12 protein-coding genes are annotated in these 21490 nt (G+C 63.3%); 1 reads left to right on the forward strand and 11 read right to left on the reverse strand.

What is annotated here, in order from left to right; translation table 11 throughout:
- Nucleotides 1-14: 14 nt before the first annotated feature.
- The 7 genes from LPA37_RS19100 to hemE form a co-directional block, all read right to left on the reverse strand.
- Nucleotides 15-2957 (reverse strand): aminotransferase class III-fold pyridoxal phosphate-dependent enzyme, encoded by a 2943-nt coding sequence (locus tag LPA37_RS19100; RefSeq protein WP_229013356.1) that lies wholly within the window; start codon nt 2955-2957, stop codon nt 15-17.
- A 504-nt stretch (nt 2958-3461) separates the two neighbouring features.
- Complete coding sequence (locus LPA37_RS19105) at nt 3462-4610, reverse strand: branched-chain amino acid ABC transporter substrate-binding protein (RefSeq protein WP_228978602.1); 1149 nt, start codon at nt 4608-4610, stop codon at nt 3462-3464.
- A gap of 87 nt (nt 4611-4697) precedes the next feature.
- On the reverse strand, nt 4698-8639 hold the full coding sequence (gene putA, locus LPA37_RS19110) for a trifunctional transcriptional regulator/proline dehydrogenase/L-glutamate gamma-semialdehyde dehydrogenase (protein ID WP_229013357.1): 3942 nt from the start codon (nt 8637-8639) through the stop codon (nt 4698-4700).
- 464 nt (nt 8640-9103) lie between these two features.
- The gene (locus LPA37_RS19115; protein WP_229013358.1) at nt 9104-9376 is read right to left on the reverse strand and encodes a hypothetical protein; all 273 of its coding nucleotides are present in this window, start codon (nt 9374-9376) and stop codon (nt 9104-9106) included.
- Nucleotides 9373-10803 (reverse strand): YeiH family protein, encoded by a 1431-nt coding sequence (locus LPA37_RS19120; protein WP_229013359.1) that lies wholly within the window; start codon nt 10801-10803, stop codon nt 9373-9375. Before LPA37_RS19120 ends, LPA37_RS19115 begins: the two co-directional genes overlap by 4 nt.
- 188 nt (nt 10804-10991) lie before the next feature.
- Nucleotides 10992-13235 carry a primosomal protein N' gene (locus LPA37_RS19125; protein ID WP_228978609.1) on the reverse strand — a complete coding sequence of 748 codons (2244 nt, stop codon included), beginning with the start codon at nt 13233-13235 and terminating at the stop codon, nt 10992-10994.
- Nucleotides 13236-13684: 449 nt separating this feature from the next.
- Nucleotides 13685-14782 (reverse strand): uroporphyrinogen decarboxylase, encoded by a 1098-nt coding sequence (gene hemE, locus LPA37_RS19130; RefSeq protein WP_228978611.1) that lies wholly within the window; start codon nt 14780-14782, stop codon nt 13685-13687.
- A 241-nt stretch (nt 14783-15023) separates the two neighbouring features.
- Between hemE and LPA37_RS19135 the strand changes: the two genes are divergently transcribed.
- Nucleotides 15024-15842 carry a transporter substrate-binding domain-containing protein gene (locus LPA37_RS19135; protein WP_228978613.1) on the forward strand — a complete coding sequence of 273 codons (819 nt, stop codon included), beginning with the start codon at nt 15024-15026 and terminating at the stop codon, nt 15840-15842.
- Nucleotides 15843-16479: 637 nt separating this feature from the next.
- On the opposite strand, the gene LPA37_RS19140 is transcribed toward LPA37_RS19135, so the two are convergent.
- From LPA37_RS19140 to atpG, 4 genes are all read right to left on the reverse strand, one after another.
- Complete coding sequence (locus LPA37_RS19140) at nt 16480-18210, reverse strand: AMP-binding protein (protein ID WP_229013360.1); 1731 nt, start codon at nt 18208-18210, stop codon at nt 16480-16482.
- 243 nt (nt 18211-18453) lie between these two features.
- On the reverse strand, nt 18454-18879 hold the full coding sequence (locus LPA37_RS19145; RefSeq protein WP_090535091.1) for a F0F1 ATP synthase subunit epsilon: 426 nt from the start codon (nt 18877-18879) through the stop codon (nt 18454-18456).
- A gap of 90 nt (nt 18880-18969) precedes the next feature.
- The gene (gene atpD / locus LPA37_RS19150) at nt 18970-20364 is read right to left on the reverse strand and encodes a F0F1 ATP synthase subunit beta (RefSeq protein WP_228978618.1); all 1395 of its coding nucleotides are present in this window, start codon (nt 20362-20364) and stop codon (nt 18970-18972) included.
- 98 nt (nt 20365-20462) lie between these two features.
- A complete protein-coding gene (gene atpG / locus LPA37_RS19155) occupies nt 20463-21353 on the reverse strand; it encodes a F0F1 ATP synthase subunit gamma (protein ID WP_228978620.1) in 891 nt (296 codons plus the stop codon).
- Between the last annotated feature and the right edge of the window lie 137 nt (nt 21354-21490).

The raw sequence follows: 21490 nt of genomic DNA on the forward strand, positions 1-21490 counted from the left end.
GTCGGCACGCGGGCTCAGGCCAGTGGCAGTGCACGTTGTGCGGTGAGGTCGATGAAGCGTTGCCACTGGTCTTCCGCCAGAGGCCGGCCGAAGCTCTGGAGACCCGCGAGCGTGAAGCCGTGTTTGCGTGCGAGTTGCTGTTGTCGCGCGATCTCCCGCACATCCAGCGTGCTGCCGATACTCACGTTCTCGAAACGTCCTTCGAGTGCGAGCAGCATCGTTTCGGCCATGCACGCGAACGCCGTGCCGGACGCAATGCCATACGGACCGATACGCGGGGAGCCCGGCAACGCGATGACTCCGCCGTCGATCACGAGTACGTCGGGACGGTCATCGACGATCGAAGCCGGGATGGAGCGTGGCCTCGAGATGTCGCACACGATGGCTCCCGGTCGCAGCAGGGTCTCGTCGATGACGTCGCCGGGAAAACTGGTTGCCGCGAGTGCGACGTCCGTCTCGCCGAGCGCGCGGATGTCGCCTGTGAGCACGAGCGTCCCCTGCTCTTCCAGCTGTGCGATCAGCGCATCGGTGTCGGGTTGGCACGAAGCGGCGTTCGCCTGCACCGCGGCACGCCTGATCTGCGCGGCAACAGAGTCGGGGAGAAAGGTTTCGTCGCATGGCGAAAGCGCACCGTCGACGATCATGCGCGCCACGGCAAGAAGCCGGGCGCGCCCGATCTCGCGCGTGTGTGCCGGATTGCCGATCAGCAACATTCGTGCAGCGCGGCGCGACAGCAGGATCGCCATGCACGATCCGATCGCACCCGCCGCGCCGATGACCGCGGCCGCACTCGCGTCCCACTGACGGCCGGTGCGATGCATGACGTCGTCGAGTGCTTCGACGCCCGCGGCGACGGTGTATGAATTGCCCGATGTCAGTGCGACGTCCTGATTCAGCAGTTGCGCGCCGCCGCCGCTGACCACGGACGTGTAGGCGCCGAGGCCGACAATCCGCGCGCCGCGCTCGCACGCAAGCCTGATGCCCCTGTTCAGCACCGCGATGGCCTCGTGTTGAGAAAGCTGACGCAACTGCGCCGCGGTGTGGCTGATCATGATGAAATCGCCCCGCGCCTTCGCACCTGCCAGCGATTCGATCCGCGCACTGGAACCGACGACGGGATCGATCAGGCCGTCCATGCTTGCCGCGAACTCCGCCAGTTCGTCCGCGTTCAGGATGTTCAGGCTGGGGTCGTAGTCGGCATAGCTTTGCGCGTCGAGCGGGTGAATCAGAAACCCGAAGCGATGTTCGTCTGCCGCATCATGCGAAAGAAGATGCGCCGTAGCGCGCGACGCGTCCGACGACGACGACGTGACTTCAGTGATATCGGGCAGCCCGGACGCCTCAGGCTTGTCGACCGCCCCGGCTGTCGCGCATGCGGGTGCCTCGCGCCGCAGCAGCGCACGATAGAAACGGCCTGTATCGCAGCTCGCCAGCACGCTAAACGCGCGCTCGAGCGCGTCAGCGGCCCTGTCGCAATGCTCGCGCGTCGCCGTCAGCGGCGGCTGGACGCGCAGCACATCGCCTCGATTGAGCGTCGGCGCGAAGCGGACCCGCTCGACATTCAGCAAGTAACTCGCGACAAACTGAGCCAGTTCGCCCTGCTGCGCGGCGATGCCGAGGAAGTTCTCCGGCCAGCGCGCACGATCCGTATTCAGACGGATACCCAGCATGAATCCCTGCCCGCGGATCTCGTCGATCAAAAACGGAAAACGCGTGCGCATCGCCTCCAGCCGCTGCTTCAGACGGGCGCCTTCGACGCGCACGTGACGCAGCAATTCACCCCCGTTGCGCGTGAGCCGCTCCAGCGTGGCGAGCCCGACGCGCGACGCCAGCGCGTTGCCCGCAAACGTCGACGAATGCTTCAACGCGAACTTTTCGCTGTATACCGCCTGGGTGCACAGCACGGCACCGACCGGGACGAGACCGCCGCCCAGCGCCTTCGACAGCAGGAGAATGTCCGGGCGCACGCCTTCGTACTCGCAGGCGAACATCGCACCGGTACGTCCGAGCCCGGTCTGTACTTCATCGACAATCAGTACGACGCCATGTCGCCGACAGATTGTCTCGACTGCGGCCAGATATCCTTTCGGCGGAACGTGAACGCCGCCCTCGCCCTGGATGGGCTCGACGATGAACGCGGCATAGACGCCTGCCCGGGAAGCAAGATGCTGTTCGAGCGCGGCGGCGTTGCCGTACTCGATATGGTCGAATCCTGCGAGTGGCAGGCCGAAATGCGATTGATAGTCCGGCTTGCCAGTGGCCGACAATGCGCCGAACGTCTTGCCGTGGAAAGCGTTTCTCGTCGAAAGGATGTGCGTTCGACCCGTGGCATGACGAGCCATCTTGAGCGCGGCTTCCACCGACTCCGCGCCGCTGTTCGTGAACGTCACATATCGAAGCCCCGGCGGCGCCAGTTCGATCAACCGTTTCGCGAGAAGTCCAGCCGACACGAGACAGGATGGCTGCGCGAAAACCGGTTCCGCGTCGATGCGCAGCGTATCGACCGCGCGCCAGATATCCTCAGGATGGTGCCCAAAAGGAACAGCGCCGTATTGCGCAAGGAAGTCGAGATATTGTTCGCCTTCCTGGTCGTAGAGAAACGCACCGCCAGCGCGCACGAACGACCTGTCTATCTGGATCTGCTCCAGCTTTCTGGCCAGCCACGGATTCACGAAAGATTCAAATGCGCTTGCGGAACCCGAACCGGATTTCGGTGCTTGCTGTAGTTCGACCAGCGCATTGGCAAGTCCGGCCGAATCGGTTACGTATTCAAGAAAGTCGACCGGAATCGAGCGTTCAAGCCAGCGCTCCAGCGAACTGAGCAGCTCGGCACCGGACAGCGAGTCGATGCCCAGATCAGCCAGGCTGGCCGCGCCACCGCTCCATGCAGCGTTGAAATGCGCCCGCGTATAGGCGATCAGCCATGCAGTTATTTCCTGCTCTGTCTTTATTGACACTGAACCATCCATTTTCTGAATCAAGCGAGTTCAAGCCGCGCCCCAAAGGCGCTTCAAATTCTGGTTTCCCGTCTCTTTCGTCTTGATTTATCGAAATATAAACAGGCCATCATTAGCTTTACTAAGTAATTTAATCGCAACGTGAGACTTCCGTGCGATCAAGATTAACCGTTAGCCAGGCTCCCCGTAAATCAGACGACTGAATCTGGATCAAGGTTTTGGCGATTACAAAATAAGCTATCCAAAACAAATAAAATTGAGGCGCTTCTTATGAATATCGGCTTATTTAAGAGATTCGAGGCGTTGCCTGCTCGAGGCAAAGAGGCGGGAGATGGAAGAAGCCGGCGGGCGGGCTGGGAGTCCACGCGCGAAAAAAACACCCTGGGAGCCGGATTCGCTCGCAGGGTGTTTTCGAAGCTACCCGGATCGCAGGGGAAAGACTGGGATCCGGGTTGTGAAGCACGCGCCGCGTTTTCGCAGCGCTATTCCTTGACGAAGCGGCTGTTACTTGCCGCCCACGCTTTGCAGCGTCGTCCACTTGCCGTCGACAACCTTGTACAGCGTGATGCCGCCGTTCTTCAGGTCACCCTTGCTGTCGTAAGCGAGGTCTTTCGACGTCACGGCCGGCATCGACGTCTGCGCGAGCATCGGCAGGTACTTTGCCGGATCCGTCGAGTTTGCCTTCTTCATTGCATTGAAGAGTGCCATTGCGCCGTCGTAGGCGTACGGCGAGTACGTCTGCACGTCTTCGTTGAAGCGCTTCTTGTACTTCGCGACGTAGTCCTTGCCGCCCGGCATTTCGTCCAGCGGCAGGCCGGCGAGCGACGCCACCGTGCCGTTCGCCGAGTCACCCGCGATCTTCAGGAACGTGTCCGTCTTGACCATTTCGCCGGCCATCAGCGGCGCCTTCATGCCAAGCGTCTTCATCTGCTTGACCATCGGGCCCGCTTGCGAATCCGCGCCGCCGTAATAGATCAGGTCCGGATTCGCGGCCTTCAGCTTCGTCAGAATTGCCTTGAAGTCGACGGCCTTGTCGTTCGTGTACTCGCGCGCGATGATCGTTGCGCCCGATGCCTTCGCGGCCTTCTCGAACTGGTCAGCCAGACCCTGGCCGTATGCGGTGCGGTCGTCGACGATCGCGATCTTCTTCATGCCAAGCGACTTCGCTGCGAACGTACCAGCCACCGAACCTTGCTGCGTGTCGGAGGTCATCATGCGAAACGTCGTCTTGAAGCCTTGCTGCGTGTACTCAGGCGCCGTCGCCATCGCGATTTCCGGGATGCCTGCGTTCGCGTAGATGCGCGAAGCCGGGATCGTCGTACCCGAGTTGAAGTGGCCGAGCATGCCCTTGATGCCGTCGTCGACGAGCTTCTGTGCGACCGTCGTGCCGGTGCGCGGGTCAGCCTGGTCGTCGGCCGAGTCGAGCACGAAGTGCACCGGCTTGCCGCCGATCACCGGCTTCGTCGCGTTCTCTTCTTCCACAGCCAGCGTGATGCCGTTCTGGAAATCCTTGCCGTAGTGCGCCTGAGCGCCCGTCATCGGACCGGCAAAGCCGATCTTCACGTCTTCAGCCGTTTGTGCCTGCGCGGTCCCCGCCAGCGACATGACCGCGACGAGCGTCGCAGCTGTCAGCCCTTTCATCGTGTGTTGCATAGCTTCTCCTTTGGTACCAGGTGTGAGTGGAGCGACATCGGGGTCACCGTGCCGCTTCCATTTTTTGAATTGATCGTCGAGGTTCGCTCAGCCAATCGTCATCAAATTCGCATTGCCGCCTGCTGCTGCCGTATTTACGCTGACCGAACGTTCCGTCAACAGACGTTCAAGCGCGTAATCCTCATCGCCGCTTTCCAGCGCGCGTGCCGCCACGCCCTGCACCGATACGATCGGCCCCGGCCGTTTCGCGACTTCCTTTACCAGCGCGAGCAGCTCGTCGCTGTCGCCTTCGAAAAGCACTGCATCGAAAGCGGCCTCGGCGGTCTTCTTCACGCTCGCGTGTTGCTTCAATCCCGCGGGCAACGCGGCGACCAGCTGCTCGCCCGCCGCGCCTTCGAAAAGCGCGCGGTTTCCTGTCGCCAGCACCGCGGCAAACTGCGCGCGGGCACCGCCGTGGGTCGACGGCACGCACAGCACGGTGCCACGAGCGCCGAGCGTGTACGTGTTGCGCTCGCCGGTCGGCCCCGGCAACACGGCCGTCGCGCCGGCCAGCACGTACGACAGATAACCGTCGCAGCGCGCGGCGAGCGTCGCCTGACCTTCGCCGATCAGCCAGTCGCGCAATGCCGTCAACGCGGCAGCCGGATTGTCCCCCATTCCATCCACTTTTTGGGATGACTGCGGTGCATCCACCACAAGCGCCGCGGCGAGCGACTTCGGCAAACCCGCCGGACGCTTGGCCAGCAGACGCTGCAGATACAGCGCGCCGCCCGCCTTCGGCCCCGTGCCCGACAGGCCTTCGCCGCCGAACGGCTGCACGCCGACCACCGCGCCGATCACATTGCGGTTCACATAGATATTGCCGACGTGCGCGCGGCCGATCACATGCGCGATCGTTTCGTCGATCCGCGTGTGAACGCCGAGCGTGAGCCCATAGCCCGTCGTGCGGATCTGGTCGAGCAGCTTGTCGAGTGCGCTACGGTGATAACGCACCACGTGCAGCACCGGGCCGAACACTTCGCGCTTCAGTTCGTCGATGCTGTCGAGTTCGATCAGCGTCGGCGGCACGAACGTACCGGCTGCGCAGCCTTCCGGCATCGGCAGCTGCACGACCTTGCGGCCCTTCTCGCGCATCGCGGCGATGTGCGCATCGATGCCGCGCTTTGCTTCGACGTCGATCACCGGGCCGACGTCGATCGACAGACGATCCGGATTGCCCACCGCGAGTTCGCCCATCGCACCTGTCAGCATTTCGAGCGTGCGGTCCGCGACGTCGTCCTGCAGACAGAGAACGCGCAGCGCCGAACACCGCTGGCCGGCGGAGTCGAACGACGACTGCAGCACGTCGGCGACGACCTGCTCCGCCAGCGCCGACGAATCGACGATCATCGCGTTCTGGCCACCGGTTTCGGCGATCAGCGGAATCGGCTTGCCGTCGACGTCGAGGCGCGACGACAGCGTCCTGTTGATCAGGCGCGCGACTTCGGTCGAGCCGGTGAACATCACGGCACGCGTGCGCGCATCGGCCACCAGGGCCGCGCCGACCGTTTCACCGTCGCCCGGCAGCAGTTGCACCGCGCCCGCCGGCACGCCGGCTTCGCGCAGGATGCGCACCGCCTGCGCGGCGATCAGCGGCGTCTGTTCAGCGGGCTTGGCGAGTACGGTATTGCCGGCGGCGAGCGCTGCTGCAACCTGACCCATGAAGATCGCCAGCGGGAAATTCCACGGGCTGATGCACACCACCGGTCCGAGCGGGCGGTGCGTGTCGTTCGAAAACTCGGTGCGGATCTGCGTGGAGTAATAGCGCAGGAAGTCGATCGCTTCGCGGATTTCCGCGACGGCGTTCGGCAACGATTTGCCCGCTTCGCGCACGACGAGACCCATCAGCGTATGCATCTGCGCTTCGAGCAGATCGGCGGCGCGCGCGAGACAGTCGGCACGCGCCTCGACGGGCGTCGCCTGCCAGATCGGCGCGGCTGCAACGGCGTGCGTGAGCGCGGCGCTCACATGTTCCGGGGTTGCCTCGACCACCGTGCCGACGAGGTCACGCTGATCGGCCGGGTTGCGCACGTCGCGCGCGGCGCCGTTGGCGATGTCGTTGTCGGCGAGCATGGGCGCCGCGCGCCACGGATGGTGCGCGCTCGCCAGCAACGCCGACGACAGCGACGCCAGACGATGCTCGTTCGACAGATCGAGGCCCATCGAATTGAGACGCTCGCCGCCGAACAGGTGACGCGGCAGCGGAATCTTCGCGTGCGGCGCACCGAGCGGCGTGATCCTCGACGCTTCGTCGACCGGGTCGGCCACGAGGTCCTTGATCGCGACGGTTTCATCGGCGATGCGGTTTACGAACGACGTATTCGCGCCGTTTTCCAGCAGCCGGCGCACGAGATACGCGAGCAGCGTTTCATGCGTGCCGACTGGCGCGTACACGCGGCACGGACGGTTCAGCTTGTCGCGGCCGGTGACTTCCTCGTACAGCGGCTCGCCCATGCCGTGCAGGCACTGGAATTCGTACTGGCCAGGGTAGTAGTTCTGGCCGGCAAGGTGATAGATCGCCGCGAGCGTATGCGCGTTGTGCGTCGCGAACTGCGGATAGACGGCATCCGGCGCGCCGAGCAGCTTTTTCGCGCAGGCAATATACGAGACGTCCGTATAGATCTTGCGCGTGTAGACCGGATAGCCTTCGAGACCGTCCACCTGCGCGCGCTTGATTTCGCTATCCCAGTACGCGCCCTTCACGAGGCGGACCATGATGCGGTGGCGGCTGCGGCGCGCCAGATCGACGATGTAGTCGATCACGAACGGGCAGCGCTTCTGATACGCCTGTACCACGAAGCCGATGCCGTTCCAGCCGGCCAGTTCCGGATCGAAGCACAGCGCCTCGAGCAGATCGAGCGAGATTTCGAGGCGGTCGGCTTCTTCGGCGTCGATGTTCAGACCGATGTCGTAACGGCGCGCGAGGATCGCGAGCGCGCGCACGCGCGGCAGCAACTCGTTCATCGTGCGTTCCTGCTGCGAGCGCGAGTAGCGCGCGTGCAGCGCCGACAACTTGATCGAAATGCCCGGGCCTTCATAGATGCCACGTCCGCCAGCGGCCTTGCCGATCGCGTGGATCGCCTGCTCGTACGATGCGTAATAGCGCAGCGCGTCGGCTTCGGTTGTCGCGGCTTCGCCGAGCATGTCGTACGAATAGCGGAAGCCCCGCGCCTCGAACTTGCGGCTGTTGGCCAGTGCCTCGGAAATGTTCTCGCCCGTGACGAACTGTTCGCCCATCAGGCGCATCGCCATATCGACGCCCTTCCTGATCAGCGGCTCGCCGCCCTTGCCGATCAGACGCGTCAGCGCCGACGAAAGACCCGTCTCACTGTTGGTCGTCACCAGCTTGCCGGTGATCATCAGACCCCACGTCGCGGCGTTGACGAAGAGCGACGGCGCCTGGCCGACGTGCGATCGCCAGTCGCCCTTGCTGATCTTGTCGCGGATCAGCGCGTCGCGCGTGGCGCGGTCGGGAATGCGCAGCAGCGCCTCGGCGAGGCACATCAGCGCGACGCCTTCCTGGCTCGACAGCGAGAATTCGCGGATCAGCCCTTCGACGCCGCCACCCTTGCTCTTGGTGCGCAACGTTTCGACGAGCTTGCCCGCCATCGCCTGCACGTCGCCGGCGAGGTTCGCGGGCAGACGTGCCTGACCCAGCAGGAACGGCACGCACTCCGGCTCCGGACGGCGATACGCCGCCGTGATCGCCGCGCGCAGCACCGACTGCGGCTGCACGCTCTGCGCGAATTCGAGGAACGGATGCGAGGCGCTCTCTTCGTCGGAATCGACGACTGCGCTCCCGGCCAGATCGACCGCGCCGTTCAGACCCGACAGTTCGGGGGGCAGCTGACCCTGCTCGATCTTCTCCAGATACGCGAAGATCGCCTGCTTGATCAGCCAGTGTGGCGTGCGCTCGACGCGTGTGGCGGCTTCTTTCAGCCGGGAACGGAGGAGGTCGTCAACCTTGACGCCAAGGGTAGTGCTCGCCATGTTTCCTTCGAATGCCGATTTGACCATCGGCGAAAGACTAGAAAGTTGGCGAATCGTACGCCTTCAATTAAAAAGGTGCAACCGCTCGCGGGGAAAGGTTGCACCCCTCGCAATCCCTTATGCCACCGGGGTTTGCGCCGGGTCGGGGTGTGCCGGATGTACCCGGTTGCGATCGGTGTTTTCCCTGGCCTGATTCTTTTCGTCGCTACCCTTATCGAATCCCGCGCCGCGCCGATATACAGACATACGCCGCGCAACAGGCGTCTTGCTCACAGGGAAGGTGATGGAAATGGAAAAGTGGATGGTGGTGACGGGAATCTGGACGATGTGCGCGCTGTGTGCGGTGTTTTTTATTCGCGGCGCATCGTGTTCGGCGACAAAACGGATGGAAACGGCACGCGTGAACCCGCGTGGCGGGCGATCGGCAAAAAACGTGTCCTGAGTGACGCGCGAGCCGGCCTCGCTCAGCCAGAAATACGGGCGGGCGTCGGGTCGAACTGGCTGCAGGTGTCGTCAGGCGAGACGAACTGGTCGTGCAGACGACACAGCCGGCTCGCCGCCACGCTCGCGCCGAAACCCGAACTGAAGACGGTGAGGCCTGGAATGCTTTGTTCAAGAGAATGCCGGTCGTCGGCGCGGTGCCGGCATCCGGCGCAACACCGGCTTGCGTCGCGCAGCGCGGCCGTTTCCGGCGCGCCGCGCGCGAGTGTCGAGGTGCCGTCCGGCTTCACGGTCACTGTCCCAGGCTATTCCAGTACGATGCGAATACGTGCGCGGACAGCACGTAGCCGATGGCGATATTGACCGCCACGCCCGCCGTGAACACGAGGAACGGCCTCAGGCCGGTCGCCGTCAGCGTGCGCAGGCGCGTGGTCAGCCCGATGCTCAGGAAGCAGAAGATGAACGCCCACGTGCGCAGCGCGGTGATCGGCCCGACGAATTCCGGCGTCACGACCTTGCGGTAATCCGCAAGCGAATAGTGGCTGGCAATCCAGGTCACGAGCGCGGACGCGATCACGAAACCAATCACGAATTTCGGAAAGCGCGCCCAGATTTCGCCAGCGTCAGCGCGGGATTTGACGGTGCTGTCTCCGGATTCCCAGCGCGTCGTCGCGACGATCGCGAGCACGAACGCCCAGATGCCGATCCAGATGTCGCGGCCCACCACCTTCATCAGCGTGAATGCCTGCAACGCCGCATCAGGCGCACCCGCGATCGCGCCGCCGGCGCTCTTCGCGAAGTCGCCGTAGGCCTGCGCGGCGGCGATGCCGGCTGCATCGGCGAATTCCGATGTGCCGATCCACGCGCCCGCGACGCCGGTCGGCAGGCCGAGCGAGCGTGACGCGAACGGCAACACGAAGATCATCACGATCGCCCACAGGATCACGAGTGTGATCGCCACGGAAGCCTGCTCGCGCTTCGCGCGCACCGCGCCCGCGATCGCAATCGCCGCCGACACGCCGCACACCGCGCCGCCCACACCGAGCACGGCCGCGAAGCGCCGGTCGAGGCCGAGCGCCTTGCCCGCGAAAAAGATCACGGAGAACGTGATCAGCGAGACGATCGTCGCCTGGCCGACCGCGACCGGTCCGGCCCACACGAGCAGCGTGAACGGCAGGGTCGCGCCGAGCAGCACGATGCCGACCTTGATGTAAAACTCGACGCGCAGGCCGGCGGAAAACCACTCCGGCAGCCGGAACACGTTCGAGATCACGAGCCCGAGCGCGAGCGCGACCAGTGGCGGTTCGAGGTTGTACTTCGCTGCGCTGGCCCACGCTCCGAGTTCGAATATCAGCACCGACACGACGAACAGGATCAGAAACGACGGCAGGAAGTGCGCGACGTTCTGTTTGAGCACCGCGAGGCTGACGCTGAACAGCACGGCGAACACGACGAACAGCGCGACGTAGTTCGGCAGATGCCTGACGAGGTCCGCACCGGCGGCGCCGACGCTCGCCCATTTGACGGGCGCAACCGCGAGCCACTTGATGCTGCCGCCGGACGCGAACAGCGCCCACGCGATCACGATCACGAAGAGGCCGATCCAGACGGCCCACCAGTCTTCGGTTGAGAAGAGACCGCCGCCGCCACGCGTCGTGCGCCCGGTGCGGTCCGCGGCTGCGGGCTGCGCGCCCGCCGGCAGGCTGTGGTTTGTATCGCTCATCGCAAAGCCCCGGAAGTTGAGGTGCATCGGCGCAAGGGTTGGTCGGGTTCGGATTGTTGTGAAAATTGCGCCGGTCGGGCGAAATATAGTCGAGCGATATCCGAAAGCGAAACGACCTTTCGCTCTATCGATATGACCGCACGGGATTTGCCCGCGGAACGCCGGATCGGCCGGATGCGCGAGCGGCGTCAGATGTCGAGTGGATCGACTTCGAGGTTCCAGCGCAACACGCCCTTGAGCGTGCGAAGCATCGGCTGCCACGCATGTAGCGTCGCCTGGAGTGCGCCGCGCGACGCGCTTTCGATCAACAACTGCGCGCGATGCACATGCATCACCTTGACGATGGTCAGCGGCACGGCGTCATAGGCGGTCACGCGTCCGGCCGCGGGAATCGTCGATAGCTGCGCGGCGGCCTGCTGCAAAAACGCGAGCGCCGCTTCGAGCGTGCGGCCTTCGGCGCGCAGCAAAGCCTGATAGACGAACGGCGGCAAATGAGCATCGCGGCGCTCGCCAAGCTGCGACTTCGCGAAGCCGATGTAATCGTGGCGCGCGAGCGCGTGATACAGCGCGTGACGCGGATAACGCGTCTGCACGAGCACTTCGCCCGGCAGACCGGCGCGGCCCGCGCGGCCGCTCACCTGCATCAGCTGGGCGAAAAGCCGCTCGCTCGCGCGAAAGTCGTGGGAAAAGAGTGCGGTGTCGGCGTTCACGACGCCCACCAGCGAGACGCGCTGGAAATCGTGTCCCTTCGCGATCATCTGCGTGCCGACCAGAATGTCGACTTCGCCAGCATGCACGTCCGAGAAAAGCGCCTGCGCGCTGCCCTTGCGGCGCGTGCTGTCGGCGTCGATGCGCAGCACGCGCGCGCCGGGCACGACCTCCGCGAGCGTTTCCTCGACGCGCTGCGTGCCGCGTCCCAGCGGCGCGATGTCGACGTTGCCGCAATCCGGACACGCGTGAGGAATGCGCGATTCCCAGCCGCAGTGGTGGCAGCGCATCGCGCGCTCCGGCTTGTGCAGCACGACGTACGCGCTACATCGCGGGCAGCCCGCGACCCAGCCGCATGCATCGCACGAAAGCACGGGGGCGTAGCCGCGCCGGTTAAGAAACACGAGGCTTTGCTCGCCGCGTTCCAGCCGCGATTTCAGCGCCGCGATCAGCGGACCCGATAGCCCGTCGATCGACGCACGTCCGCGCCGGTGCTCTTCCTCGAGATCGATGAGTTTGATAGCGGGCAGCACGGCGTCGGCCACCGCGCGGCGCGATAGCGTCAGCCGCGTGTAACGCCCCTGATCCGCCTGCCACCAGCTTTCGAGCGAAGGCGTCGCGGAGCCGAGCACGACCGGAATGCCGAGCTGCTTCGCGCGATAGATCGCCAGATCGCGCGCCGAATACCGTAGCCCTTCCTGTTGCTTGTAAGCCGGATCGTGCTCTTCATCGACGACGATGATCGCCAGCTTCGGCAGCGAAGCCAGCACGGCAAGCCGGGTGCCGAGCACGATACGCGCGCGTCCCGCATGGGCCGCGAACCAGTGACGCGCCCGCTCGCCTTCGGCAAGCCCGCTGTGCAGCGTGACGATCGCGCCGGCATCGAGCGCCGCGAAGCGCGCGCGAAACGCCGCTTCGAACTGCGGCGTGAGATTGATTTCGGGGACGAGAACCAGCGCCTGCGCGTGCGGATCGGCGGTGAGCAATCCGGCCAGCGCCCGCAGATAGACTTCGGTCTTGCCACTGCCGGTTACGCCGTGCAGCAGGAACGGCGCGAAGCCGGCCGCGTCGCGGATGGCTTCGACGGCGGCGGCCTGTTCGTCGGTGAGCGTCGGCAGCGTGACCGGTGACGTATCGGCGGGTGGCGCCGCGCGCACGTCGGCGGCTTCGATCACATCCCGCTCGACCCAGCCTTCCGCCAGCCACGCATCCAGCGTCGCGACGGCCTTCGGATGCAGTGCGCGCGCATCCGCGGCGGATAGCGAGCCGGCTTCGGCCAGCACCCCGGCGAGACGGCGCAGCGCGCTGGCGCGCGCCGGCAACGCGTCGGGCAACGCGTCGCCACCCGCCGGCATCAGACGATAGCGCTCTTCCGGCGCGAGCAGCCGCGCCCAGCGCGTCGCGTCGCGCAGCGCCTGAGGCAGGCCTGGCAAGGCGACTTCGCCGATTCCACGCTGGTAGTAGTCGGCCGCGAAGTCCGCCAGCTTGAGCCACGCGGCGGAAAGCGGCGGGCACGCCGTGCACACCGCGTTCACTGCGCGCACCCGGTCGGCAGGCACGTCGCTGCGATCGCTCACTTCGCACACGAGACCAACCGTATCGCGCTTGCCGAATGGCACGCTCACGAGCATGCCGGGCACCGGCGGCGGCTCGATGTCGCACCGGTAGTCGAAGAGCGTCGGCAGGGGATGATCGAGCGCAACGCGCACAAAAACGTCGCTCACCCTGCGCTCACCCTGCAAAGCGGGTCAAATCGGATCAGGCGATCAGTCGAGGCGAAAGCGTCGAAGTTAAAGTAAAACCTCACTTTCAACGCCAAGCTTTGGATTCTGCTGAAGAATTGCAATCGGTCCGCCGGGCCTGTGGATAACTTTGTTGAGAACTCTGTTATAGCGGCTCGAAAATGGCGCCCCGCCGTCGTTCCGCGGGCTACCGCACATATCTCGAATACTGACTGAAACCCTTGCCAGTCAAGGCGCAGATCAAACTCGCACACAACTTGCGGGCCCGAAACAGCGACGCAACCCTCTACTGCGCCGCAGCGAGACAAATGTGCATAAGTCAAGTCTTGACAATTGCGAGATGGCCGCACGACGGCCTCGTTGACGCATCGCGACCCTTATGTCGAGAGCCCACTTCATCGCACCGCAACAAAATTTTCACACTCCTGGCGTCACGCCGGGACGCTGCCAGCGCGAATCGCGCGGCTGTGGCGGTGCACTTCGTCGACGAGTTCGGCGACATGTTCCGGCGGCGTGAATTGCGAGATGCCGTGGCCCAGATTGAAGACGTGGCCCGGATGGTTGCCGAAGCTGTCGAGCACGGCGCGCGCCTCGATCCGGATCGCCGAAGGCGACGCGAACAGCACCGAAGGATCGATATTGCCCTGCAGCGCCACCTTGCTGCCGACGCGCTCGCGCGCCTTCGACAGATTCACGGTCCAGTCGAGTCCGACCGCATCGACGCCCGTCGCGGCGATCTCGTCGAGCCACAGGCCGCCGCCCTTCGTGAACGTGATGACCGGCACTTTCGCGCCGTCATGCTCGCGCTTGAGCTGGGAGACGACCTGCTGGATGTAGTGCAGCGAGAAACGCTGATAGATGCCGTCGGCAAGCGCGCCGCCCCACGTATCGAAGATCATCACGGCCTGCGCGCCGGCTTCGATCTGCGCGTTCAGGTACGCCGCGACCGCTTTCGCGTTCACGTCGAGAATGCGGTGCATCAGGTCAGGGCGCGCATACAGCATCGATTTCACGGTGCGGAAGTCGGCCGACCCGCCGCCTTCGACCATGTAGCACGCGAGCGTCCACGGGCTGCCCGAAAAGCCGATCAACGGCACGCGTTGCCGGCCCTGCGCGTCGACCAGCGAGCGGCGGATCTGGCTGACGGCGTCCGTCACGTAGCGCAGCGTGGCGTCGATATCCGGCACCGCGAGGCGCGCGACATCGTCTTCCGTGCGCACCGGATGCGCGAACTTCGGGCCTTCGCCCGTCTGGAAGTCGAGGCCGAGACCCATTGCGTCGGGAATCGTCAGGATGTCGGAGAAGAGAATCGCGGCGTCGAGCGGATAGCGGTCGAGCGGCTGCAACGTGACTTCCGTCGCGTAATCGGGATTCTTCGCGAGGCCGAGGAAGCTGCCCGCGCGGCTGCGCGTTGCGTTGTATTCCGGCAGGTAGCGACCCGCCTGCCGCATCAGCCAGATCGGCGTGTATTCGGTCGGCTGGCGCAGGAGCGCGCGCAGGAAAGTGTCGTTCAGAAGAGTATTGACCACGTTGCGGGCGACTGGAGGCAAAGGGCCATTTTACCGGACGCCGCCGCCAGTATCGCGCTGGATGCAGTGAATAAACGCGCCCGTCTGTTGCGCTCGTGCGCCGGCTTGCGGCCCGGTCGCGGGCGGACTCATCCAGCGCCTCACCCGGCGACAGCAACCTTATCAAGCCCGTATTGCCGGGCTATCATCAACGGCCTTACCCGCGTTTAACTTCCAATAACAGACGAACGAAGGAGACTCGATGAATAAAATCGCCCTCGCATGGGCCGGCGCGGTGATCTGCGCCGGCGCACTGACCGCCGTGAGCCCGGTGTCCGCGCAAACGAACAGCGCTGCAAGCGTCGCCTCCGCGCCACAGGGGTCGCGTCTCGACGAAATCGTCGCGCGCGGCACGTTGCGCGCCTGCACGACCGGCGACTACAAGCCGTATTCGTTCTACAAGCCGGACGGCCAGTTCGAGGGGATCGACATCGACATGGCCGAATCGCTCGCGCACTCGCTCGGCGTGAAGGTGGAATTCGTGAAGACGTCGTGGTCGAACCTGATGAACGACTTCGTCGCGAAATGCGATGTCGCGATCGGCGGTGTATCGACGACGCTCGACCGGCAAAAACGCGCGTTCTTCACCGAGCCCTACATGATCGACGGCAAAACGCCGATCGTGCGCTGCGACGACGTCAACAAGTATCAGACCGTCGCGCAGATCGACCAGCCGTCGACGCGCGTGATCGTCAATCCGGGCGGCACAAACGAGCGCTTCGCCAAGCAGTTTTTTCCGCACGCGAACATGACCGTCTATCCGGACAACGTGACGGTGTTCAAACAGATCCTGGCCGGCAAGGCCGACGTCATGGTCACCGATGCGTCCGAAACCTTGCTGCAGCAAAAGCTCAACCCGGGCTTATGCTCGGTGCATCCGGACAAGCCGTTCCAGTACGGTGAAAAAGCATGGATGGTGCCGCGCGGCGACGTTGTGTTCCAGCAGTACGTCGATCAGTGGCTGCATCTGGCGCGCGCGACCGGCGAATACCAGGCCATTCAGGACAAGTGGCTGAAGTAGCTTTCGGCGGCGCCAGCAGCCTGCGACGAAGCGTCTGCTGGCGCCGCATCGCGTGATTGCGAGCGGCGTCCAATGCCGGGAAATCCCCGGCTCCCAACGCGTGATAAAAAAGCGCAGTATGGTTTATCGAGAACGTTGGCGGCGTTGTCAGGGAACCGGAATTTACTACCGGTAAGCGTAACGTCTAAAACAGTTCGGATCGGAAAGTAATCCCGCAGAGCCTTGTCTGACGGGCGTTACAACCTGAAACACTTTGTTACCGCGCCAGCAGACTTATTCGCCCACAATGCCCTTCAACGGTTTCAACACGGATGTGGCTGGGTGCGTAGTGTGAGCGGATACGATGCACTGTGCCGGTCGGCTTTGCCGAAGCCCTGATAAAGGGGCATCCCTGCTGGGGCCGTGGTCGGCGTTATATGCGTCGTCCCACCAGGTTCCTTCATTGGTCTCCTCGCGCTAACCCCGTAGCGTGTGGTTTTTAGCGGGCTCCAGGCCCGCTTTTTTTTCGTCTGCTCAAACGTTTGCTCCCGCTTTTTCAGCGGATTTTCGTGGACGTTGCGGCTATCAAGTTGTTCCAGGAACACAATTCCGGCAAGGCGCCACATATGCTCGCGCGCGACGCCTTGCTGCGTTCAGATCAAGCGGTTTTATCGGCGGCGATCTTCAATTCGTCGATCATCCGTTCGCGCATCACGAACTTTTGCACCTTGCCGGTGACGGTCATCGGAAGTTCGTCGACGAAGCGGATATGCTTCGGCACCTTGTAATGCGCGATCTGGTCGCGACAGAATTCCTGCACCTCTTCCACAGTGGCGTACTCGCCCGGACGCAGCACGATCCACGCGCACACTTCCTCGCCGTACTTCGCGTCGGGCACGCCGAACACCTGCACGCTCTGAATCTTCGGATGACGGAACAGAAATTCCTCGATTTCGCGCGGGTAGATGTTTTCGCCGCCGCGAATCAGCATGTCCTTCAGACGGCCAACGATGTTGCAATAGCCCTCCCCGTCAAGCGTCGCGAGATCGCCGGTGTGCATCCATCCGTCGACGATGCTTTCGCGTGTTTTGGCCTCGTCGCCCCAGTAGCCCAGCATCACCGAGTAGCCCTTCGTGCACAGTTCACCGGTTTCGCCGACTGGCACCACGTTGCCGCTCGCATCGACAAGCTTCACTTCGAGATGCGGCTGGATGCGGCCCACGGTTGTCGTGCGCTTGTCGAGCGGATCGCTCGTCGAACTCTGGAACGAGACCGGGCTCGTTTCCGTCATGCCGTATGCGATTGTGATTTCGCCGAGATGCATCCTCGACACCACTTTCTTCATCGTTTCGATCGGGCACGGCGAGCCCGCCATGATGCCCGTGCGCAAGCGGCCAAGATCGAAGCGCGCGAATTCGGGATGGTCGAGTTCGGCGATGAACATCGTCGGCACGCCATGAAGCGCTGTGCATTTCTCTTCGGCGACCGCAGACAAGGTCGCGAGCGGATCGAATGCCTCGCCGGGGAACACCATGTTCGCACCCACCGAGACACACGCGAGCACCGCCAGCACCATGCCAAAGCAGTGATACAACGGCACCGGAATGCACAGGCTGTCCTCTTCGCCTAGCCGCATGGCCATCGCGATGAAGCGCGCGTTGTTCACGACGTTGCTGTGCGTGAGCGTCGCGCCCTTCGGATTGCCCGTCGTGCCGCTCGTGAACTGGATGTTGATCGGCTCATGCGCCGACAACGTGGCGCCGATCGCGTCGAGCCTCGCGACATCGAGCGAAGCGCGACCCCGCTCGATGACGTCGGAAAACGTCAGCATGCCTGGTGTTTCGGTGTCGCACATGCGGATCACATAACGCAGGTCCGGCAGGCGCGCCGCGCGCAGTTCGCCGGGCGCGTGCGTAGCCAGTTCAGGGGCGAGCGTCTGCAGCATCTCCAGATACATCGACGACTTGAAGCTGTGCGCGGAAACGATCGCCTTGCAACCCACCTTGTTCAGCGCGTATTCGAGTTCGGCCAACCGGTACGCCGGGTTGATGTTGACCAGCACCGCGCCGATACGGGCGGTGGCGAACTGCGTCAACAGCCATTCGACGCGATTCGGCGACCAGATGCCGACGCGGTCGCCCTTCTCAATGCCCAATGCCAGCAGGCCGGCGGCGAGAATGTCGACTTCGTCGGAAAACTCCTTCCAGGTCCACCGGATGCGCTGCTCGCGGAACACCACGGCAGGACGGTCAGGAAAGCGGCGCGCCGTGTCCAGCAGAAACTGACCGACAGTTGCCTCGCTCAGCGCAATCTCCGTCGAGCCGCGAACGTACGAGAGGTTGTCCTTCGGCTCGATGAGTGCGCCCTCGCCTCCAGTCTGGATTGCCATGGTGTCTGTCTCAGTGAGCGACGCGTCGTCGCCCGGTTGAAATGAATTTGAAACCGATTGTGCCACCGGCGTGTGACCGCGCGGCATCAAGTGTTACCCGCAGCTTTGCTGTTGGCGCTTGCGCCCTTCTACCGCAGGAATCAGCTTGTGATTCTGCTTACCTTTCCGTAAACGTCAAGTGAAGGATAAAAAAAGCAGCCGCGAAGGGCTGCTTTTTTACTTCTGCTGCGTGCTGCCTTGCGATCAATGCTGACCGCGCAGCTTGCGCAGACGCTGGATCGCAGCGAGCTGAGCCGTCGCATACGCGAGTTCCGCTTGCGCGGTAGCGTATTCGAGGTTCGAACCCACGTTCTGCAGCGCCTCTTCAGCACGCTTGCGCGCTTCTTCGGCCTTGGCTTCGTCGAGATCCTTGCCGCGGATTGCCGTGTCGGCCAGAACCGTCACTGCGCCCGGCTGGACCTCAAGGATGCCGCCGGCGACGAACACGAACTCTTCTTCGCCGTTTTCCGCCTCGATGCGCACCGCACCCGGACGGATCCGCGTGATGAGCGGCGTGTGGCCTGGCAGAATGCCCAGTTCACCCGCTTCGCCCGGTAGCGCGACGAATTTCGCCTGGCCCGAAAAGATCTGTTCTTCGGCGCTGACGACGTCTACTTTGATAGTTGCCATGGTGTCGATTCCTGGTTGAGCGTAATGCGTTCGGCGCGGCTTCTACCCTGATACCCGCAAAACCCGCGCCTCGTTGCCTGCACTCAAGCCTTACTGGATCTTCTTGGCCTTTTCGAAGGCTTCGTCGATCGTGCCGACCATGTAGAACGCCTGCTCCGGCAGATGATCGCACTCACCTTCAACGATCATCTTGAAGCCGCGGATCGTTTCCTTCAGCGGCACGTACTTGCCCGGCGAACCCGTGAACACTTCAGCGACGTGGAACGGCTGCGACAGGAAACGCTGGATCTTGCGAGCGCGCGCAACCGCGAGCTTGTCTTCCGGCGCCAGTTCGTCCATACCCAGAATCGCGATAATGTCGCGCAGTTCCTTGTAGCGCTGCAGCGTTTGCTGCACGCCGCGCGTGATCGAGTAGTGCTCTTCGCCGATCACGTTCGGGTCGATCTGACGCGAGGTCGAATCGAGCGGGTCCACTGCCGGGTAGATACCCAGCGAAGCGATGTCACGCGACAGCACGACGGTTGCGTCAAGGTGGCCGAAGGTCGTAGCCGGCGACGGATCGGTCAAGTCATCCGCAGGGACGTACACGGCCTGCACCGACGTGATCGAGCCCGTCTTGGTCGACGTAATACGCTCTTGCAGCTTGCCCATTTCTTCAGCGAGCGTAGGCTGATAGCCCACTGCCGATGGCATACGGCCGAGCAGTGCCGACACTTCGGTACCGGCCAGCGTGAAACGGTAGATGTTATCGACGAAGAACAGCACGTCGAGGCCTTCGTCACGGAAATGCTCAGCCATCGTCAGACCCGTCAGCGCGACGCGCAGACGGTTGCCCGGCGGCTCGTTCATCTGGCCGTACACCAGCGCGACCTTGTCGAGAACGTTCGAGTCCTTCATTTCGTGATAGAAGTCGTTCCCTTCACGGGTACGCTCACCAACACCCGCGAACACAGAGTAACCGCCGTGTTCCTTCGCGATGTTGTTGATCAGTTCCATCATGTTCACGGTCTTGCCCACGCCGGCGCCGCCGAACAGGCCAACCTTGCCGCCCTTCGCGAACGGGCAGATCAGGTCAATAACCTTGATGCCGGTTTCGAGCAGTTCCGTCGAAGGCGAAAGATCTTCGAATTTCGGCGCTTTCTGGTGAATACCGCGCGTCACGTCCGAGTTGATCGGGCCGGCTTCGTCGATCGGGCGACCGAGAACATCCATGATCCGGCCGAGGGTCGGCTTGCCAACCGGCACGCTGATCGGCTTGCCGGTATTCTTCACCGTCGTGCCGCGACGCAGGCCGTCCGAGGCACCCAGACAGATGGTACGAACGACGCCGTCGCCCAGCTGCTGCTGAACTTCGAGGGTCAGTTCCGAACCTTCGAGAATGAGCGCGTCGTAAATTTTCGGCATGGATTCACGCGGAAATTCCACGTCGATCACCGCGCCGATGCACTGTACGATCTTGCCTTCTACCAAAGCAGTAGTACTCATCGCTTTTCCTTTAGATACTCAATTCTTCACTCGCGCAAAGGCGCAGTTTCGATGGGGCTCGCCGCGAGGCGCTTGCCCGCGTGCCCTGACCATGACGGTCAGACCGCAGCAGCGCCACCGACGATTTCCGACAGTTCTTTCGTGATCGCTGCCTGACGGCTCTTGTTGTACACGAGCTGCAGTTCGTTGATGACCGTCTTCGCATTGTCCGAAGCGGCCTTCATCGCGACCATCCGTGCCGACTGCTCCGATGCCATGTTTTCCGCGACGGCCTGATAGACCAGCGCTTCGACATAACGCACCAGCAGCTCGTCCACCACTGCCTGCGCGTCCGGCTCATAGATGTAGTCCCACGACGACTTCGGTGTGGCGCTTTCACCGCTTTCGTCCTTGCGCTCGAAGTCTTCTGCCGACAGCGGCAGCAGTTGCTCGATCACCGGCTCCTGCTTCATCGTGTTGACGAAGCGCGTGTACGCGAGGTACACCGCCGAAATCTTGCCTTCCGAGTACAGGTCGAGCTGCACCTTCACCGCGCCGATCAGCTTTTCGAGGTGCGGCGTATCGCCCAGATGGACAACATTCGACACCACGTTCGCGCGCAGACGGTTCAGGAAACCAAGACCCTTGGTACCGATCGCCGTTGCTTCGATCGACTTGCCGGCTGCTTCCAGCTCCTTGAACTTCTGGAGCGAAGCGCGCAGCACGTTCGTATTCATCCCACCGCACAAGCCCTTGTCGGTCGTGACAAGGATAATGCCCGCCGTCTTCGCACCGTCGTTCGACACCATGAACGGGTGACGATATTCCGGGTTCGCACGGCTCATGTGCGCAGCGATGTCGCGGACCTTGTCGGCGTACGGGCGAGCAGCGCGCATGCGCTCCTGAGCGCGGCGCATCTTCGATGCGGCCACCATCTCCATCGCTTTCGTGATCTTGCGCGTGTTTTGCACGCTCTTGATCTTGCCGCGAATTTCCTTCATTCCAGCCATTGCTTGCTCCTTGTCGGCCCGAGTTACCGCTTTAGCGGTTACTCGGGTCCCATGCAAAGCTTCGGCCCCGGTTAGCGCTTTAGCGGTTACCCGGGTCCCATGCAAAGCGATCGAAGCAGCGCGGGTTCAGTTGCCTG

This window comes from Paraburkholderia gardini, assembly GCF_907164545.1.
Classification (GTDB): domain Bacteria; phylum Pseudomonadota; class Gammaproteobacteria; order Burkholderiales; family Burkholderiaceae; genus Paraburkholderia; species Paraburkholderia gardini.